The sequence below is a fragment of the Faecalimonas nexilis genome (genome assembly GCF_059731825.1).
This window is the reverse complement of sequence record NZ_AP029189.1, coordinates 3390402-3407003: the sequence shown is the minus strand read 5'-3', so window position 1 is coordinate 3407003 and position 16602 is coordinate 3390402. Positions and strand designations below refer to the sequence as shown.

Genomic DNA, 16602 nt, shown 5'->3' with positions numbered 1-16602 from the left:
AGAAAAAATAAAGCAAAGTGAGGTATTGAGAATGAAAGGGACATTGAAAAGAGTAATGTCTGGAGTATTATCTGTTATTACGATTGCAAGTGCTGTGGCACAGCCAATGACTGCTTATGCAGCAGAACCGGAAAAGGCAGCTTCTTCTTTTGAAGCACAGTATCCGGAACTGGAAGCGGTGAAAGATAAACTGGCTGAGGATGAGATTTTAACTGCCAATGATTACAGCATTGATTATGGTTCTGATTTTGACATTAAGGTGGATTTTTCCGGTATTGAAGGAATCAATGATGCCAAAGTGAAAGTAGAGCTGTATGAAGCGAAGAATGAGGCAGGAGATGATTTTGACACATACCAGGCAGATACCTATAAAACAGTTTATAAGGTAGAGCCAGTCAGTGGAAATCCTTCTTATCGTATCAGCCGAAATGTAACCGTAAAAGAGCCGGAAACAGAACAGCTGACAGAATCAAATACTTCTGAAAATACCGTCGGTGAAGGAAATGCTGGCGAGACAGAAGATTCTGGTAATGCGGAAGAAGATGCCGATGCAGAAGGGCAGACGGAAATAGTAACCGATCTGCCAGAAGAGGAGGAAGTTACAACAGATGAAGAGTCTGGATTAACTGTCTCTGAAGTAATGGATCAGGCAGAGGATAGTGGTATTGACCTTTATTCAATGGAAGAAGGGGAAGCGGTTACTTTTATGGCAAGGGAAGCATCAACCCGAAGTACCAAGAAAGTAACTGTGACCAGAGGAGCCTGCTATCAGTATTCGGATTATGGGTATGGAAGCTATCTGACGTATAAGTACACCGTGAAGTTTGGAAATGTTTCTGCAACCGCTTATTGTATCCAGCCGGAGAAATCCAGTCCTGGAACCGGAACATACGATATTACAAAGCTGAGTGATGGGAAAAAGCTAGCTAAGGTTTGTTATTATGGAACGAAGGCGGCAGGTGATGAAGGATTCTTTACAGAAGAGAACGGTTATGGAAATTTAAGTGCTGGTGCCAGATTTATTCTGGTTCATCTGGCTGCATCCTATGTAAATGGTGGGGATTCCGCTTTTTCCGGAGCAAGCAGCAAAGCAAAAACACTTGCTATGAAACTGTATAATTACTGTATTTCACAGCCGGAGATTCCAGATGTCGATATGAGTTTTTCAGATGCAAATGTAACCGCTTATGTAGATGGCAGCAGCCAGAGAACAAAGGAGATTACATTTAAGGCAGACAAACTACAGAGTATCACGATGAAACTTCCAAGTGGCGTGAAGCTTCATAATGTAACAACCGGAAAGACAAGTAAAGCCGGGGAAGCCGTAGAGATCATTGGTGGAACGAAGTTTTATTTATCAGCACCATTGACACAGGTGCAGGATGTTGCAGGAAGCTGGTCAGCTACGATGAAAGGAAGTGTAACCAAGGACTATTCTGCTTATAAGATCAGTACAGGGTCAGGTTCACAGGATTTAGCACTGGTATTTGGTGAAGGTGTGGATGATGAGAAATATGTGGACTTTAAAGTAACCTGGGTACAGTACGCAAGCGTTAAGGTGATTAAGAAAGATGCCAAGGCGAATGCGAAGCTTGCTGGGGCAGTGTTTGGCTTATACAGCGATGCAAACTGTACGAAGCTGCTCACAAAGTTACCGGCAACAGATGCAAATGGTGAAGCGTCTGTACAGATTGTTAAGACACAGGATACCGTATATCTCAAAGAGATTACAGCTCCAAGCGGATACCGTGTCAATGCAACCGCTTACAATGTGAAACTGGAAGTCAGCAAGACCACAACCGTTACAGTTCCAGATGAAGAACAGCTGGGACAGCTTACCGTTTATAAAGAAGGTGAGGTATTGGTTGGTGCAGATGTGACAGAGAACGGTACAACATTTAAATATGAGAAACGCAGACAGAAAGGTGCTGTTTACGATGTGTATGCCGGAGCAGATATTAAAACTGCTTATGGTACAAAAGTTTACAGCAAGGGTGATCTGGTAAAAGAAAATCTGACAACAGATACGAATGGAGCCATCGTTCTTAAAAATCTGCATCTTGGTACATATGTTGTAAAGGAAAAGCAGGCTCCGACAGGATTTTATAATGCTGGAGAGGAGAAGAAGGTGACTCTTTCTTATGCTGGACAAAATGTGGATGTTGTTTTCTCCGAGACAACCTTTACGAACGACAGACAGAAAGCAGAAGTGATTGTTACAAAACAGGATGAAGATACAGAAAATCCTCTGGATGGAGGAATCTTTGGACTTTATGCTGCAAGTGATATTACCAATGCGGATGGTGCAGTTGTTGTGAAGAAAGGTACGCTGATCCAGAAAGCGACAACAGGAGCAGACGGTACAGCAAAGTTTACAGCAGACCTGCCGCTTGGATTTTCTTATGATGTGAAGGAAGTGCAGGCTCCGGAAGGTTATGTGAGAAACACAGAAGATGTTTATACGTTTGCTCTTTCATATACAAATGATAAAGAGGCAAAACAGACATTTAAGCATACATTCAAAAATGAGCGTGTGACAGCTAAGATTTCTTTGCAGAAGCAGGATAAAGAAAACAAAAAGGCAGTTCCACAGGGCGATGCCACTTTGGAAAAAGCAGTGTACGGACTTTATGCCCGTGAGGACATTGTGCATCCGGACGGTGCGACTGGTGTGGTCTATAAAGCAGGAGAACAGGTTGCCACTCTTACGACAGATAAGAATGGACAGGCTTCTGTGGATGGATTATATCTTGGAAATTACTATGTAAAAGAGATTACTCCTCCAACCGGTTATCTGGCAGATGAGGAAGAACATGATCTGGTCTGCAATTACGAGGGGGACCTTGTAGCAGAAGTAAAACGTGATTGTCTGTCTCTGGAGCAGGTGATGAAACAGCCATTCCAGATCATTAAAGCAGCGAACAATGGAAAGACCGATGCAGACTTACTGAAAGGGGCAGGATTTACCGCTTATCTGGTATCTTCTCTGAAAGTAAATGAAGATGGCAGCTATGATTTTGATTCCGCCAAACCAGTAGTAATCGGAGAAAACGGTGCAACAGAAATCTTTACAGACAAGAAAGGTTATGCCTGCAGTATTGCAATCCCTTATGGAACGTATATTGTCCGTGAGACAACAACTCCGCATAACTATACTCCGGTAGATGATTTTATTGTGCAGATTACAGAGAACCATCCAGGCACTCCGCAGGTGTGGAGAGTGATGCTGGATAAAGAGTTTGAAGCGAAGCTGAAAATCATCAAACAGGACGATGAGACAAAGAAAGCAGTGCTTCAGAAGAATACAGAGTTCAAGATTTTCAACATCGACACTGAGAAATATGTGGAGCAGGTAACGACTTATCCGACTACGGTAAAACATAAATCCTATTTTACAGATGAGCAGGGATATTTGATCCTTCCGCAGAATCTTAAAATCGGGCATTACCGCATTGAGGAAGTAAACGCACCTTATGGATATACTCTGAATGAGAATTACTATGAGGTGAATGTAGATTCCAACACAGCATATCAGATGGACGGAACTTCTGGCGATGTCATCATTGAGATCGTATATGAAAATCATCCGGTCAAAGGGGAACTGAACATCGTAAAACAGGGTGAGGTTCTGAATGGATTTAAGGACGATTTCACTTACCAGAAAGAAAATCTGGAAGGTGCAGTTTTTGAAGTATATGCAGCTGAGGATATTTACACAGCGGATTTCCAGAAAGATGACCAGGGCAACCGTATTCTGGAATATGCTTCTGGAGCATTAGTAGGAACGGTTACGACCGATAAAGACGGAAAAGCACAGATTGCTGACCTTCCCCTTGGAACGTATAAGGTTGTCGAAAAGACAGCACCAGAGGGCTTTGTGTTAAACGAAGAGGCACAGACCGTTACTTTCTCTTACAAAGACCAGAAAACACCAGTGATCGAGCAGACAGCTGCTTTTGAGAATGACCGCCAGAAGGTAGAAGTATCCGTAGTAAAACAGGATGCAGAAAATGAGACGGTTGTAGCAGGTGCAGAATTTGGACTTTATGCAAAGGAAGATATTCTTGCTCATGGAGAAGTAGTTGTGAAAGCAGACACTCTGCTTGGAAAAGCAGTCAGCAATGAAGATGGAAAGGCAGTGTTTGAACTTGATCTTCCATTCGGAAGTTATTATATCAAAGAGTTTGCGGCTCCTGCCGGTTATGTATCTTCATTTGAGACACTGGAAGTAACTGCAAAATATCAGGGACAGGATGTGAAAGTGGTAAAACTGGAATCTGTATTTAAGAACCAGCCAACAAAAGTAACATTCAAGAAGTCAGATATTACTACAGGAGTAGAACTTTCCGGTGCCACTCTTACAGTGCTTGATAAAGATGGAGATGTGGTAGATACATGGAAATCTGTAAAAGGGGAAGAACATCTGATTGAGCGACTGACTGCCGGGGAGACTTATACACTTCGTGAAGAAATGGCTCCTTATGGTTATCTGATGGCAGAAGAGATCACATTTACTGTGGAGGATACTGCAGAAATTCAGAAGGTGGAAATGAAAGATGACGTACCGACTGGAACACTGATCATCAATAAAAAAGGTGAGTTCCTGGACAAAGTATCTGCACTGGATTCCGTTGGTGGCTGGCTCAAGCATCTGTTTGAATATTTCTCTGGTTCCTTGAAAGAGGTTACTTTTGAAGTTTATGCCTTAGAGGATATTAAAGCGGCTGATGGTGAGAGTGAGGATTATTATAAAAAGGATGCACTGGTAGCAACCATTACAACGGATGAGACTGGTGTGGCAAAACTGACCAATCTTCCTCTTGGCAAATACTATGTCAAAGAGAAAGAGACAGCAAACGGTTATGTCCTTGATGGAGAAACTCGTGAGGTTGACCTGACTTACCGTGATCAGAATACTGCGGAAGTTACTTACTCTGCGGACTGGCAGAACAAACGTCAGAAGGCAGAAGTGAAAGTGCTGAAAAAAGCGAAAGATTCTGACCGTGTACTGGAAGGAGCCGTATTTGCTCTGTGCAATAAGGATGATATTGTCAATGCAAAAGGTGATGTGATCCTGAAAGCGGATACGGTGATTGAGGAACAGGCTACAGATAAAGATGGAAAACTGACCTTTACTGCGGATCTTCCTCTTGGTCATACCTACTATGTGAAGGAAACTTCACCAGCACCGGGATTTGCGACCACAGATCAGGTACAGGAGTTTACTTTTGAGTATGGTGGGGCTGAAAAAGAGACTCTTTCCTATGAGTTTACTTTTGAAGATGAGGAAACAACCGTAGAATTTACCAAGACATCTCTGACGGATGGAAAAGAGATTGAGGGAGCAAAATTGAAAGTGACCGATGAAAGTGAAAATACCGTGGATGAATGGACTTCCGGAAAAGAGCCACATATCATTAAAGAACTGACAGTTGGTAAGAAGTATACCATGACAGAGACACTTCCAGCGGATGGCTATGTTACAGCAGAGAGCATTACCTTTACGGTTGAAGATACCAGTGAGGTACAGAAGGTGGAAATGAAGGATGATGTGACAAAAGTGCAGATTTCCAAGATTGATATTTCTGGTAAGGAACTGCCGGGAGCAAAACTGACAATCCTTGATAAAAATGGAAAGACAGTAGAGAGCTGGACATCTGAGGGAAAACCACACTATATTGAAATGCTTCCGATTGGAGAATATACACTTCGGGAAGAGACTGCACCGGATGGATACCTGGTAGCAGAAGATGTGAAGTTTACAGTAAAAGATACAGGAGAGATCCAGAAAGTAGTGATGAAGGATGAGGTGAAGCCGACGGAAACACCAACAGAGACTCCAGAGGAAACACCAGAAACACCAGAAACAACATCAACACCAGAAACAAAAGATACTGAGACAACAAAGACATCTACTTCACCGAAGACAGGAGATAACACACCAATCCTTTTCTGGATCCTGCTTGCAGGAGTTGGAATGGCAGGAGTTGGAGGTACTGTGATTCTCCGCAAAAAGAAGAAAAAATAAGAGATCCTAAGATTTCTTAAAGAGGAAGAGGGCATTTATGGACAAGTGTTTCATAGATGCCCTTTTTGCCAATACTGATAAAAAAGTGAAGGGAGAAGAAATGGGATGAAAACAGTATTGATCATTGCAGGGATTATCGTATTCCTGGTATATGGGTTTGTTTTATACTGCTGCATAAGAGTTGGAAAGGAATCCGATGAACAGTATAACAAGCTGAAAGAAGGAAAGGAGCAGGAAGATGACAGAAGTAGGGTATGCAAGTGATAAGCCTTCGGACTGTGCGTATTGTTACTTCTTTAGTGCCGGGAGAAAGAAATGCAAAAGGAAAGAATGTTTTTAGCGTATTTCTTCTCCGCCACTTCGCAGGAAGGTAACTCACTGGGAGCCATGTGAAGGCTGTCCTTATGGAAAACATACTCCCTGTCTGGGTTACTGCATTGTGAAGGCTATGAAAGAAGTGAAGGAGCATCGGGACACAGGATAATACATATGAATTTCCGTATCATTATGGTGAAGAAGCGGAGTCCTATTCTTTTTACCGTGTGCCTAAAGTCCTTTTTACCAATACGCAGTTTAAGAGCCTTTCCTGTGAAGCGAAATTGCTTTATGGACTTTTGCTTGACCGTATGCAGCTATCTATAAAGAACCGGTGGCTGGATGAAGAGGGAAAGGTATACATTTATTTTTCCCAGGAGCAGATCTCCGGCATGATGGGATGTGGCTTGAAAAAGGTAGGGAATCTGTTAGCAGAGCTTGACAGTCGGAAAGGAATTGGATTGATTACGAGGATACGGCAGGGGTTAGGCAGACCGGATAAGATTTATGTACGCAAATGTACGCAACAGGATATGTATAAAAGGAATATCCAGACACGTCAAAATGACATTTCTGGAAATGCCAAAATGACAGGTACAGATATGTCAGAAATGCCGGGTAATGATACTGAGGATAATAAGACTGAAATAAGTGACACTGATAGGAGTGATACTGAGTATCTTTCTTTCTATTCTGAAGAGAGTGAAGAAATGCACAGGAAACGAATGGAAAGAGAATTATATCACCAGATGATCTTGAATAACATTGGGTATGAATATCTGGTTGATGTGTATAACCGGGATATGCTGAACGAGATTGTGGAACTGATTGTGGATACTGTCTGTTCCGAACAGGAAATGCTACGTATAGGTGGGGACAGAAAGCCAAAGGATGTGGTTAAAAGTCAGTTTTTGAAACTAAATTCTGAACACATCCGGTTTGTCCTGAAATGCTTGAAGGAGAATACCAGTAAGGTGATCAATATCCGGCAGTATCTTCTTACTGTGCTGTATAATGCACCACTTACAATCAGTAATTATTATTCGGCACTGGTGCAGCATGATATATATGGCGGAAGTGAAGATTAAACCGGAAGTAAAGGAGGTATCAAAGTGACAAAGAAAGATAAAGCGATTCAAGAACTGTGTGACAGCTTGGGTGGTGATTACAAAGTACAGGATATTGATTTGGAAACCTGTATTTACAGAGATTTTGGAAATGGGTTTGATGTGGAGATAAGCGGAGTTTATACCACAAGCCAGAAGAAGAAAGCAACTATCTATTTATGGTGTGTGGGAGAAGGACATTATTTCCAGATTGTCCGAATTGCAAATGGAGTAGCAAGAGACGTAATCGGAAAGGTTGTCGAGGAACTATTTGCATACAGTGAGGAGCTGATAGCACAGGGGTATGACAGCTATGAGAAAGTTTTAGCTTTTTTAAGACAACAGCGAGAAAAGAAAGGGCGTGGTGTGATTGCAGGATGAAGTGAATGAGAAAACAGTTTCACTTTGTATCCGCTGTGGTAAGGTCACTGCCAACTTGCTGAAAGCTGCTATGGTAAAGGCTCTTGCAAAGATGGAGCAGGAGAAAAAACAGCAGGGACAGAGAACAAACCAGAAACAGCCCCAAAAGGAAAAGGAGGATAAGACTTACAAGGGAAAACAGAGCCTGGATAAGCTGATGAAGCAGAATGTACAGCTGTCCAACATTGAGATCACAGATGGAAACATTAAGTCTTTTGAACGGGTGGCAAAGAAGTACAGCATTGATTTCAGCCTGAAAAAAGATGTGACTGCGGACCCGCCAAGATATTATGTCTTTTTTAAGGCAAGGGATGCCGATGTGATGACTGCCGCTTTTAAGGAATACACGGGTAAGTCTCTGAATAAGGACAAAAAACCATCCGTAAGGAAGAAGTTACAGCAGGCAATCACTAAATCGCTTGCAAAGCACAGAGAGCTGGAGAAAACAAAAGGAAAGGAGAAGGAGCCGTCATTATGAGCAGATTACAGAAGTTGCTTGGTGTAGGAAAAGGATACCTGGAGAGATTACCGCCAGTAGATGTACATAAGCTGCTTCGGACTGTTCTGATGAATCTTCCGTATATCGTGATCTTTTATGTGGGAAATAAGCTGGCATGGTTGTACCAATACTGTGTGGGTGATTCCATGATAGAAAGACTGATAGTGTTAGTCCTGAATTTCCAGCTGGCATTTAGCAGGATTCTTCCAAGTATGCATAAAAATAAATTGCTGGTTGGGCTGACCGGAGCCGTGGGAGTGAAGCTCATGGTTTATCTAAAAGGGAAAAATGCCAAAAAGTTCCGGCAGGGAGTGGAGTATGGTTCGGCTAGATGGGGGACAGCAAAAGACATTGCACCCTTTATCGACCCGGTATTTGAGAACAATATTCTCCTTACCATGACCGAACGGCTGACTATGAACGGCAGACCCAAGAATCCGAAATTTGCAAGGAACAAGAACGTGATTGTAATTGGCGGATCTGGCTCCGGAAAGACCCGGTTTTATGTAAAACCGAATCTGATGCAGATGGGAAAATATATCAGCTATGTGGTCACAGACCCCAAAGGTTGTGCGAGACGTTCCAGTCTGAAAAGGACTGGCACATCTCAACTGAATCATTGTTTATTGTAATGAAATTAGTTCGAGTTGGAGAACTGAATGCGTGAATAGTCGAATGAAGGGGTAACGCCCTGAAAGGCTACTCTAATACTCCGGCTGGCATGGAAATGAGTAAACATTGAAATGTCAGAAGCCCGGTGAAGTCGGCAGAGAGATACCGTAACAATAGTAGTTGACGAAAGCTGTCCAGAGGTGGATGGTGTATCCTATATGCCGGGAGTCTATAAAATACCTATGGTTAGAATGGTGGATGTTACATAATCCACTGACGAACCCTCGAATGTACGGGTCTATATCGGGACTAAGTATAAATGCTTAGTAACACAACTAGTGTTGCTACTGCGGGTGAGTAAGACTTCTGCCTTTATGAAAATCCGTGCAATGTTACAGGCATTGATGTGGTAGCAGGCTCAGAGATGGGAACCTACGGGTATATAGGAACAGATAACGCATTCGGAACGTCGTAAGCTGACAGCGTGGAGATTTTACTGTCTATGAAACGTATCGAACGGGAAAGTCATCGTGAGATTAGCGATGATATAAGGGAGATAATGTCAGTGAAAGCGGTGGCATAGTACCGATGAAACCGTGATAACAAGCGGTGGAGGGATAGCCACTAGTCATATATTAGAGTAAATAAGTTACAAATGGTATGGGTTCGAGTAAGACTAAGAGATGTAATAACTCCCAGATAGGAGGTTACAGACCATACAAAAGAAAGCTAAGCTCCGGTACAACGAATATTACGATATGCAGAAAGCATTCGATGAGTTGTATCAGCAGAGCAAAAATGGTAACAACTTTTATAAGTTATTAGAAATTATCGGTTCAGAGCAGAATATTTGCCTGGCATACCGAAACCTAAAAACCAATAGCGGAAGTAAAACCGCTGGTACAGATGGTAAAACAATCGAGGATATCAAAGGTCTATCGGACAGGGAAGTAATTGAAACTGTCAGAAAACAATTAGCAGATTATCATCCGCAATCAGTCAGGAGGGTCTTTATTCCTAAGCCCGGAAGCGATAAAAAGCGTCCGTTAGGGATTCCATGTATCTGGGATAGATTGATACAACAGTGTATCCTACAGGTGTTAGAGCCGATTTGTGAACCTAAGTTTCATAATCACTCATATGGATTCCGGCAAAATAGAGATGCCCACCATGCGGTCAGCAGAGTTGTCAGCATGGTAAATATGTATAAACATTATTATTGTGTGGATGTGGACATCAAGGGCTTCTTTGATAATGTAAACCACGGAAAGCTGCTAAAACAGATATGGACATTAGGTATACGAGATAAACGATTGCTATGTATCATTAGCAAAATATTAAAATCAGAAATTGAAGGAGAAGGAATACCGGACAAGGGTACACCGCAAGGTGGGCTGATTAGTCCGCTACTTTCGCTCATTGTGCTGAATGAACTTGATTGGTGGGTAAGTAGCCAGTGGGAGACTTTTACACCAAATGGAGTGAAGAAAGGCAACATGAAAGGAAGTAAGGGCTGGTTGAGTTATGCACGAAAATATACAAATCTAAAAGATGGGTATGTGGTGCGTTACGCTGATGATTTTAAAATTATGTGCAGAAGTTATACTGATGCACAAAGATATTATCATGCGACAATAGACTTTTTAAAGTCAAGATTAAAACTCGACATTAGTCCGGAGAAGTCCAAAGTTGTTAATCTCCGAAAGAACTCTTCTGATTTTCTGGGATTCAAAATTAAAGTCCTGCCAAAAGGCAAGACCAGATATGGATACATTGCTAAAACTGATATGAGCGATAAAGCCATCAAAAAGATTACTGCTGAATTAAAGGCAAAAGTGATTAATATAAGGAAACACACAACTGTTGGTAGAATCAATGCCTATAACATGGCAGTGATAGGGATACAGAATTATTACTGTATTGCTACCAACATATATAACAATCTAACGGATGTTAATTACGCTCTCTTACCAACCTTTAGAACCAGATTATCATGTATTGGAAGTACAATTCCGTTTGCGGAAACGCCCTATGAATTTCAACAGAAAACTGTAGGAATCAAGAAAGAAACCAAAATTATAACAGTAGGCAAAATGCCACTACTGCCACTTACAGGAGTTCATCACAAACATCCTATAAATTTCTCACAAGATATTACCAGCTATACAGCAAAAGGAAGAGAAAAGATTCATAAATCTGTCCAATGTGTAGAAACACAGGAATTACGAAATGTGATGAAGTATAGGAATCCTAATGAAAGCATTGAATTTAATGATAATAGTATTTCTGCATACCTCGTGCAACAGGGGAACTGCTATGTCATGGGAAATAGGCTGAATGTACATCAAATGAAATGTATAAGGAAAATTCCAGTAGGTGAAGGTGGTACAGACAAGCATACTAATATCGCATTTATTTCAGAGGAAATATGGCGAGCTGTTATGACAGAGGATATTTCAGAAACTATCAGAATAATGAAGAGATTCAATATGGACGACAAGCAAAGACGGAGATTCAACCGATTGCGTGAAAATTATGGATTACTACCAATTAAGAAAAGATAACTTATAAATTTACTTGAGTATGATGGCACGCCGTATGATGCGAAAGCATCATGTACGGTGTAGAGCGGGGGAAAAGGTGGAGATTACTTCAAAGCCTTACCTATCGCTATACAATATACCAAGATAGAAAAAGGTAGCGTTTTATCAACGCTAATTACATACAGAAGGGAGGCAAAACCGTGGCAAAGAAAGAAGAAATCAAAATCACAGCTCTATACGAGCGATTATCCAGAGACGATGAACAGGCTGGCGAATCGAACTCCATCCTAAATCAGAAAAAGTATCTCGAAGAATATGCCCGACAAAAGGGACTGAGAAATATCCGCCATTTCTATGACGATGGCTACTCAGGCACGAATTTTGTTGAGGTAAGATAACGATACCTTTTTTGCAGAGGGTGTTATCTTACCTCTTTTTGATGTATGTTAGATAGCATAACTCTTTACGTCGGCTCCTATCTGTCTGAAATAGGAGATACTTTCGGTAGGCTTGTCACCTGTATCAACTCTGCCGACAAAGCTATAAAAGATTTCGATTTTGCGGGTGTTCGTTTCCTTATCCAGTTCGTGAATAAGAATACGGTCAATAAATTCATGGACGTTTTCGTAGGTCAGTTCTTCAATCGCTGTGTATCTGCGTACCAGTGCGACAAACCTTTTTACGTCCGCGCTGCGCTCGGTGGCGTTGTCGATTTCCTGTGACAGCTCCGCAATCCTCCGGGTCAGCGTCTTTTTTTCTTCATCATAGCCGGAAGTCAGAAAAGCAAATTGTTCATCTGAAAGTTTCCCTAAAGCGTTGTCCTCGTAGAGCTTGCGGAATAAGATGTTCAGCTCGTTAATACGGTTCTGCGCCTTGTCAAGCTCTTTCCGCTGCTGTGTCAGCGTCTTTTGTACTGCCTTTGCGCTGCACTCGTTGGCTGTTTCGATAAACTCCTGTTCATGCTCTTTCACATAAGACGTTACTCGCTGCAAGTCTGCAAGGACAAGTTCTTTCAATACGCTTTTGCGGATATAATGCGTAGTGCAGAGCATATCATTTCTTGCCCGGTTGCGGTAGTTGCCGCAAGTGTAGGCGTGTTTCCGTTCAAGCGTCCCGGCTCCGCGTACTGCATACATTTTGTAGCCGCAGTCCCCGCAAAAGAGCAGCCCGGAAAACAGGTCAATTTCATCAACCTTTGTCGGGCGTTGCCGGGTGGCAATCCGCTTCTGTGCAAGTTCAAAGGTTTCTTCATCAATCAAAGGTTCGTGAGTGTTGGGGAAGAAATACCTTTTTTCCTCCGGGTTCTTTTTCGTCTTTTTCGACTTATAAGATACCTTGTAGGTTTTCCCGGTTATGGTATGCCCTAAATATTCTTTCCTTGTCAGAATGTCGTACAGCGTCTTATCCGGCCAGTTGTACCATGCGTTGAGCTGTGGGCGGGGGTGGCGTTTGCTCCCTGTCCTGCGGTAGCGCAGTTCCCCGACGGTCAGTATTTCATTGTCCCGCAGCCAGTTCTGGATTTCACACATACGGTCGCCCCGTACATACATTGCAAAAATCTGTTTTACGACGTGCGCCGTTTCCGGGTCGGGTATCAGATGATTGCGGTTATCCGGGTCGATAAGGTAGCCGTAAGGAGCTTCGCCGTTGACGCGCTCGCCTTTCTGCGCCTTTGCCTGTTTGACAGCCCGGATTTTCTTTGAGGTGTCGCGGGCGTAAAACTCGTTGAACCAGTTCCGCAGAGGGGTAAACTCGTTATCTTCCCTTGCTGTGTCTACACCGTCGTTAATGGCAATGTAGCGCACTTCATATTCGGGAAAGACAATCTCTATCAGCTCCCCGGTTTTCAGATAATTACGTCCCAGACGGGAAAGGTCTTTTGTTATGACGGTCGCCACGTTCCCGGCTTCAACCTCATGCAGCATGGCTTGAAGCCCCTCACGCTCAAAGCTCACGCCGGAAAATCCGTCGTCTACGAAAAAGCGCGTGTTGAAAAAGTGGTGTTCGTCAGCATACTTTTGTAAAATCAGTTTTTGGTTCTGTATGCTCTCGCTTTCCCCGGCTTGCATATCTTCCTGGCTCAATCTGCAATATAAAGCGGTAATCTTGTCTGTCTGTAACATTTTGTCCTCCTTTCCGACGACAGACAAGCATGGTATTTGTACTGTCTATATTATACCACATACCGCTGCCTGTGTCATGTATAAAATGTGAAGAAACGCCCTATTTCCGGGCGTTTGCGGGGTTCAGTTCCATGTCTTTGCGAATGAGTTTTTTTATCTTTTTATCCAGTGTGTCCGTTGCGCGTTCACTTGCGGACGAACATACAAGGTAAGTAACTTTTCCTATTTTATGCTCCGTTGTGGTAACGGGCGTTTGGTTTTGCGTCAAAGAAAATCCCCCTTTCTTTCGCAAACATATAATATAGTCTATGAATAGCAGCAAGTCCACTATTCAATAAAACAAAGGCTTTAATCGGACGGTTATTAGCATAACCTCATGGGAATTTCACCCCGGCATGGTTCTCATGCCGCCCTACCCATTGCCTGCGACGCTCTTAACGCTCGGACTGTGGCTGTAAGGAAGTATCATTGTATATTCTGCGTGTCGTCGCCCGCAAGCCGCTACACTTGCTTTCCGGCGCGGTGTTGGTCGCTCGGCTGTCCGGGCGGGGATAACCTCACCCGGATAGCGTCATGGCGCACCCGCCGTATGGCTCGGCGCAAAAGGAACGTATCCGATTTGCCCTATGCTGCGCCGCCGTTATCTTGCGCCGCTTTCTTTGTCAAGGTTCAGAATGGCTTTGCTGCCGCGTCAGCAGCGGAACGGAAAAGGGGGAGAGAGAAAGCGTCCCGCCGCCGCTGCGGTTTATTCCTCTGCCTTAAAGGTGAGGACAGCCATCATCAGTTTTGCTTGCAGCCGTTCCCGAATGTCGTGGTCTACGCCAAAATAGACGTTCCCGCGCTCGTCGTACAGCTTCCGCATGGAGAGGCGGGCTATGTAGCCGCTGAAATGCTGCAAGACAATCTTCATGGCGTCCGGGTCGCCCTTTGTCGCTGCCACAATGACAGGATAAGGAACAAGGGCATTTTCCGGGTAGCCGGGTTCGTTACCATTCGTCCCATTCATCAGCATTTTCCTCCAGATATTTTCTTAATTTCTCAAAAGAGCTTGTCCGCCTGTACTGTATCGTGCTTCTCGACGTGTTGAACAGCTCCGCAATCTCGGTATCGTTCATTCCCTCGAAGTAATACAGCAATATGGCTTTGCGCTTTTCTTCCGGCAAAGTACGGATTGCTTCAAGAAGCAGCTTTGGCGTGATTTTCTTCCCGGCTTTCTCAAAGACGGTTTCGGCGGCTTCACGTTTGAAATATTCATCAAACGTATGAAGCTGCCGCGCTTCGTCTAAGGTCATGTCGGAAAAGGTCACTTCCTTTGCCTTGTGTCTGCGAAGTTCTCTATGGGTGTCGCAAGCTTCATTGTGCAATACCGTATTACAAAACTTCTGAAAAGCACACTGTTTGTAAAACTCCCTGCTATTAGGTTCCACATTCTCACCTCCTTTCTCGTTGGAAAGTTGGTGGTGCTTCCCCCCTTTTCGCGGGGCAATACGGCGTTTTTCAAAAACGCCGAAGATTTTTTGAAATTTCTTCAAAAATTTTTTGAACGTACAAAATGCGCCCGTCCGAAAAGCCCGGACGGGCGCATAGGCATTGTAAGCAGTATCCAGATGATTAGACAGTTCATATATATAAGCGTAGTTTCCCCCGGTGGTGGGCGGGCTTTTTTTGATAAGTCAATAACTGTCGGATTTTGTCGATATGCTTTTTGCTTCATGGCGGCTACCTCCTTTAGCCGCCGATTTCAACAGTGATACCGCGTCATTTCATTAGAAGATAAAAAGAAACGGCGGCTTTGATTTTTCAAAGCTGCTGCGGAAATCAAAGAACGACAAGCAACAGTTCTGATTTTGCTCCAATATGGTTATTAGGGGCACAAATTAAAATCAAAAAAGAGCCGATAACAGCAGTATTTCAAACTGCATATTATCGGCTCTGCGTCTGTGCGTCTGGCTCTTTTAATTAAATTATTTCTGTTGTTTTTTGGCTTTATTATATGTATTAGCTAACTGTCCACAAGCTGCTTTAATCTCTCTACCATGAGAAACTCTCATGGTAACTTCAAGTCCTGTTTGCTCTAATCGATGTTTGAACGCAACCATTTCTTGTTTTTGTGGTGCTCTAATTTTTGAATTACTCGTCGGGTTGTATTGCAGCACGTTAATCATAACATTTTTGCCCTTAAACCATTTTGCAAGTTGCCTTATATCTGAGGAACGGTCATTTATACCTGGTAAAAGCAAATACGCAAATACCACTTTTCGATTATGCCTTTGAGAATAGGACAATGCTTGCTTAACAACATCTTCAATAGCGTACATGTGCATATGAGGAATGATACAGTTTCTCGCAGCCTGTGTTGCTGCATGTAAAGATATTGTCAACTGAATTTTTAGATGTTCTTCGCGCAATTTTTTTAATTGATTAACTGGACCAACTGTTGATACGGTAATGCCGTCGGTTGGAAAGTTAAGTCCATTTCTATCTCGAAGAATATGGATTGCTGCAATCAAGTTGTCGTAATTGAATAAAGGTTCTCCCATTCCCATAAAAACGATACGATTTACTTTTTGACGTATCAATACAACCTGCTGCACAATTTCAGACGGTGTTAGATTACGAACAAAACCATTGCGTCCGGACTCACAAAAAATACAGCCAACAGAACAACCAACTTGCGTACTTACGCAAACAGTCCCACCATCTCGCCGTTTAATAAAAACCGTTTCAATATACCTGTTATCTTTCAATTCATAAACATACTTTTCAGTATCGCTACTTTTATAGACTTTTTTTGTTGATATTGATAGATTTTCTTTGTGAAATGGCTGTTTATACAATTCCGTATATAAGGCTCTTGCTTTATCCTCTCCAATTACTTCCGACATTTCTTTGTAAGTAAATCCGTATGGGTCATTCAATATTTCCGTAGGTGTACTTTTAGGTAAGTGTTTCATTT

The 16602-nt window shown here is 42.7% G+C and carries 11 protein-coding genes and 2 pseudogenes; 8 read left to right on the top strand and 5 right to left on the bottom strand.

From position 1 onward, the window contains the following. The first annotated feature begins 31 nt into the window (after positions 1-31). From AC6I5B_RS16840 to AC6I5B_RS16805, 8 genes and pseudogenes are all read left to right on the top strand, one after another. The gene (locus AC6I5B_RS16840) at positions 32-6028 is read left to right on the top strand and encodes a SpaA isopeptide-forming pilin-related protein (protein ID WP_044987288.1); all 5997 of its coding nucleotides are present in this window, start codon (positions 32-34) and stop codon (positions 6026-6028) included. Between the two features lie 105 nt (positions 6029-6133). After that, complete coding sequence (locus tag AC6I5B_RS16835) at positions 6134-6292, top strand: hypothetical protein (RefSeq protein ID WP_004612927.1); 159 nt, start codon at positions 6134-6136, stop codon at positions 6290-6292. A 278-nt stretch (positions 6293-6570) separates the two neighbouring features. Further along, positions 6571-7431 (top strand): DUF6017 domain-containing protein, encoded by an 861-nt coding sequence (locus tag AC6I5B_RS16830; RefSeq protein ID WP_004612925.1) that lies wholly within the window; start codon positions 6571-6573, stop codon positions 7429-7431. A 24-nt stretch (positions 7432-7455) separates the two neighbouring features. Continuing rightward, complete coding sequence (locus tag AC6I5B_RS16825; protein WP_004612924.1) at positions 7456-7830, top strand: hypothetical protein; 375 nt, start codon at positions 7456-7458, stop codon at positions 7828-7830. Beyond that, entirely contained in the window at positions 7820-8347 is a 528-nt protein-coding gene (locus tag AC6I5B_RS16820) for a PcfB family protein (protein ID WP_004612923.1), read from the top strand. The genes AC6I5B_RS16825 and AC6I5B_RS16820 overlap by 11 nt, the downstream gene beginning before the upstream one ends. Beyond that, a pseudogene (locus AC6I5B_RS16815) lies at positions 8344-8937 on the top strand (type IV secretory system conjugative DNA transfer family protein); the annotation flags it as partial. The gene AC6I5B_RS16820 and the pseudogene AC6I5B_RS16815, both read left to right, overlap by 4 nt. A gap of 759 nt (positions 8938-9696) precedes the next feature. Beyond that, a complete protein-coding gene (gene ltrA, locus AC6I5B_RS16810) occupies positions 9697-11544 on the top strand; it encodes a group II intron reverse transcriptase/maturase (protein WP_062807359.1) in 1848 nt (615 codons plus the stop codon). Between the two features lie 179 nt (positions 11545-11723). Further along, positions 11724-11906, top strand: a pseudogene (locus AC6I5B_RS16805) (recombinase family protein); the annotation flags it as partial. 63 nt (positions 11907-11969) lie between these two features. Here AC6I5B_RS16805 and AC6I5B_RS16800 read toward each other — a convergent pair. The 5 genes from AC6I5B_RS16800 to rlmN form a co-directional block, all read right to left on the bottom strand. After that, on the bottom strand, positions 11970-13646 hold the full coding sequence (locus AC6I5B_RS16800) for a recombinase family protein (protein ID WP_002569190.1): 1677 nt from the start codon (positions 13644-13646) through the stop codon (positions 11970-11972). Between the two features lie 100 nt (positions 13647-13746). Then, positions 13747-13974 carry a TnpW family protein gene (locus AC6I5B_RS16795; protein ID WP_004613661.1) on the bottom strand — a complete coding sequence of 76 codons (228 nt, stop codon included), beginning with the start codon at positions 13972-13974 and terminating at the stop codon, positions 13747-13749. 417 nt (positions 13975-14391) lie between these two features. Then, the gene (locus AC6I5B_RS16790; protein WP_002569189.1) at positions 14392-14652 is read right to left on the bottom strand and encodes a helix-turn-helix domain-containing protein; all 261 of its coding nucleotides are present in this window, start codon (positions 14650-14652) and stop codon (positions 14392-14394) included. After that, entirely contained in the window at positions 14633-15073 is a 441-nt protein-coding gene (locus AC6I5B_RS16785; protein ID WP_002569188.1) for an RNA polymerase sigma factor, read from the bottom strand. Before AC6I5B_RS16785 ends, AC6I5B_RS16790 begins: the two co-directional genes overlap by 20 nt. 537 nt (positions 15074-15610) lie before the next feature. After that, the gene (rlmN, locus tag AC6I5B_RS16780) at positions 15611-16600 is read right to left on the bottom strand and encodes a 23S rRNA (adenine(2503)-C(2))-methyltransferase RlmN (protein ID WP_497773466.1); all 990 of its coding nucleotides are present in this window, start codon (positions 16598-16600) and stop codon (positions 15611-15613) included. Between the last annotated feature and the right edge of the window lie 2 nt (positions 16601-16602).

What these genes read in the sequence shown, in the direction of transcription:
- AC6I5B_RS16790 (WP_002569189.1), bottom strand. Translation starts at nt 14,652, where the DNA reads ATGAATGGGACGAATGGTAACGAACCCGGCTACCCGGAAAATGCCCTT.
- AC6I5B_RS16835 (WP_004612927.1), top strand. Translation starts at nt 6,134, where the DNA reads ATGAAAACAGTATTGATCATTGCAGGGATTATCGTATTCCTGGTATAT.
- AC6I5B_RS16840 (WP_044987288.1), top strand. Translation starts at nt 32, where the DNA reads ATGAAAGGGACATTGAAAAGAGTAATGTCTGGAGTATTATCTGTTATT.
- AC6I5B_RS16800 (WP_002569190.1), bottom strand. Translation starts at nt 13,646, where the DNA reads ATGTTACAGACAGACAAGATTACCGCTTTATATTGCAGATTGAGCCAG.
- rlmN (WP_497773466.1), bottom strand. Translation starts at nt 16,600, where the DNA reads ATGAAACACTTACCTAAAAGTACACCTACGGAAATATTGAATGACCCA.